Source organism: Intrasporangium sp., assembly GCF_032907665.1.
Taxonomy (GTDB): Bacteria; Actinomycetota; Actinomycetes; order Actinomycetales; family Dermatophilaceae; genus Intrasporangium.
Genome location: NZ_JAJJPG010000003.1, coordinates 77,863 through 81,411 on the forward strand (window position 1 = coordinate 77,863; position 3,549 = coordinate 81,411).

A 3,549-nucleotide genomic window follows, 5' to 3' on the forward strand; every position below is an offset into this window, starting at 1 on the left:
GGGGGATGAGTCCCAACACACACGTGAGACGCCGCGGCGTCGCTGCCGGCGTCGCGGCCGTGCTGGCTGCGAGCATGCTCGGCGCCGTGCCGATGCACGCCGCGGCCGTGCCCGGTCCCACCACCACCGTCATCGTCCAGTTCGACGCCGAGCCGGCGATCTCGGCCGCTCCCCCTGGCGGCACGCTGGATGCACAGGTCGAAGCCCGGGTCGCGCAGGCCAAGCAGCAGGTCGCCCGAGCCGAGAGCGCCGTGCTCCGGACCGCGGCTCAGGCTGGGATCCAGCTGAAGCCGCGTCGCTCGTACGACGTCCTGCTGTCCGGCATGTCGGTGGAGGTCCCCGCAGACCAGGTCGACGACCTGAGGCGACTCCCCGGGGTGACAGCCGTCCATGAGAATGCGGTGTTCACGACCCAGACCGTGGACAGTGTGCCCCTGGTGGGGGCACCAGAGGTGTGGCAGCGGACGGACCCGGCGGAGGTCCCGGCGCGTGGCGCCGGGATCACGGTTGCGGTGATCGACACCGGGATCGACTACACGCACCCCGCACTGGGCGGGGGCTTCGGGCCGGACTTCAAGGTGGTCGGTGGCCACGACTTCGTCAACGACGACAAGGACCCCATGGACGACCACGCCCACGGCACCCACGTGGCCGGCATCATCGCCGGGAGCGGCGCGGGTGGGGCCAAGGCGGTCACGGGGGTCGCGCCGGACGCCAGTCTCACGGCGTACAAGGTGATGGACGAGTTCGGCCGCGGCACCACCGAGGACATCGTCGCCGGCATCGAGGCGGCAGTCGACCCCGAGAACCCGCATCGGGCAGACGTCGTCAACATGAGTCTCGGTGGATACGGGGACGGGACGGACCCGCTCGGGCTGGCATCCTCCCGTGCGGCGGAGGCCGGCGTGGTGGTCGTGGCTTCGGCCGGCAACAGCGGACCCGGCGACCGGACGGTCGGCACGCCGGCGGCGGCGGATGGCGTCCTGGCCGTCGGTGCGTCGGCGAGCGGTCTGCGGCTTCCTGCCGTGGAGCTGGCGAGCCCCGTGCGGCAGCCGGTGCAGACCTACCGCACCCCGTCGTCGGCCAATGCCCCTGCGAAGCCCGTGACCGCTGACGTCGTCGACCTCGGCCTCGGGACGAAGGAGGACTTCGACAAGGCCGGCGACATCCGGGGCAAGGTGCTGCTCGTGTGGGGCCCACCCAACCCCTATGAACCCGACCCCTACGACATCGAGCGGTTCCGCATCGCGGAGGAACGAGGAGCGCTTGCCGTCCTCGGCCACTGGGGCGTCCGTCCGCACGTCGAGGGTCAGCTGGACGCGACGCCGTCACAGTCGCTCGGCGCATCCGACGACCTGAGGTTCGACTCCCTCGTGGTGCTCGGCATCCCGGACCAGGGTCACTACGAGGAGATCAAGGAGCTCATGGCGGACGGGCCGGTCACGATGACGGTCTTCGGGCAGGACGTCACCGACCAGATCGCCAGCTTCTCGTCGCGCGGTCCTGACCTGCGCTGGGGACTCAAGCCCCAGATCGTCGCACCCGGTGTGGAGATCCGGTCGTCGGTCCCGGTGGGCATGTACGACCCCGGCGTGTTCCGCTTCAGCGGGACGAGCATGGCGGCACCGCACGTCGCCGGTGCGGCGGCGCTCCTGCGCCAGCTCAAACCGGACGAGTCGGCGGAGCGGCTCACCGCGGCCCTGATCGGCTCGGCGAAGCCGCTGCCGGACGTCGGCCCCGTCGCCGGCGGAGCAGGTCGGCTGGACATCCCTGCCGCCGCCGACGCGCTGATGACCGCCGACCCGCCCGCCCTGTCGCTGGGCCTGGCCGACCTGTCACGCGACCGGGTCGAGGCGTCCGGGAAGGTCACGTTGCGCAATGCCGGCGAGACCGCCACGAGAGTGAAGCTCAGCGTGAAACCAGCAGTGGGCAGCGCCGGAAGCGCCAAGGTCACCCCGAGCACGGTCACGGTGCCTGCGGCAGGCTCCGTCACGGTCTCCGTGAACCTCACCGTCGATGCACCGGATCAGCTTCGTGCGGACGTCTCCGGGTGGCTGGTCGCAGACGGTCCCGACAGCGCCCTGGATGTCCGGGTGCCCTACGCCTTGGCCGTGCGGACCCCAGACCTCCACATCACGCCTGACCCGAGTGGCGGCCAGACCGAGGCGTTCATGTACACGGTCGTGCCGGCGTCCGCCCCGCCACAGCTGGTCATCGACCCACCGGTCGGTCCGAACGTGGAAGTCGTGGCCACTCATGACCACGGCCTGTGGTGGCGCGCCACGCTGAAGGGCGGGGCACCCGGCATCTACGGCGTGACGGCCAAGGTGACCACGGCGACCGGGCAGGTCCTCGTGGGACGAAACACCTTCGAGGTCGGCGAGAAGGTGGACGGGGCCGGGTGGCAGCTCGTCGGTCCGAACAGCACCGGCGGCGAGGCCCTCACGACACCCGCTGACCCACACCGGATGGTGGTGACCCCGCCCACGGGTGCGGGCCTCTGGATCACCGAGGACCGTGCCCGCACCTGGCGGCATGAGCGAATCGACGCCGTCGCGGCTGGCTTCCCCGTCGGCACGGTCATCGACCCGAAGCACGCCGACCGGATGTGGGTGGCGCTCGCCGGCGGTGAGGACCCGACCTACCAGGGCAAGGTGGTCCGCACCGAGGACGGCGGTCGCACCTGGCAGGTGCTGCCCTTTCCCGACGTCCCCATCGGCGGCCTGGCCCTGTCGCCCTCGGGAGACGCGCTCCATGTCGTGGGTGACGGGACGAGCATCGTCAGCAGGGACGGAGGCGACAGCTGGACCTCGACGCCGGCGCCGTGGACCGGCGTCCTCGACCTGGCCTTCTCCGGCGAGGACCTCTACGTGGTGTCCCAAGAAGGCCTGTGGCGCTGGCCGGGGTCGTCCGGCAAGCCGGTCCTCGTCCGCCCTGCCACTGATTTCGACACGAGCCCGGCGATGCTTGCGGTTGCGGGAGACCTGGTGGTCATCGGCCAGAAGGACAACGCCGTCTACGGAAGCAGAGACGGCGGGAGGACGTGGACGCACCTGTTGCAGACGGCTCCCACAGGCAGCTTCGACCTCGCTGAACTGCGCGCGCACGGCGACACCCTGCTGGCATCGGGGATGTGGCACACCTTCCTCAGCGAGGACGCCGGCAAGACCTGGACGGAGATCGAGGGACCGCTGGCCAACGCGCCAGTCGACAGCGTGGCGCGGTGGCCCGGCGACGACGAGACGCTCCTGCTCGGCCTGGACCGCGCGGGGGTCTACGCCACGGACGACGACGGCGCAAGCTACGTCAGGCTGGGCGTCCCGGGAGCAGCGGTAGACCACCTCGCGGTCACGGGAGACCGCCTCCTCGTCGGCACCCCGTCCGAGGTGTACGCCACGACGCTACCGGCCGACCCCACGCGACTGGAGTGGGGAACGAGTGGTGGTGAGGACAGCATCGGTAACAGGGTGCGCGGCCTCGCCGTCGCGCCCGATGATCCGCACACGGTGTGGAAGGTCATCGAGACCGGCTTCTTCGGGTCCCGACTGC

At 71.1% G+C, this 3,549-nt stretch carries 1 protein-coding gene; it reads left to right on the plus strand.

What is annotated here, in order from left to right; all coding sequences use genetic code 11:
* Nucleotides 1-23 precede the first annotated feature (23 nt).
* Nucleotides 24-3,549, plus strand: a 3,526-nt coding sequence (locus LOY02_RS01050; protein ID WP_317180454.1) for a S8 family serine peptidase, incomplete at its 3' end; no start/stop codon positions are given.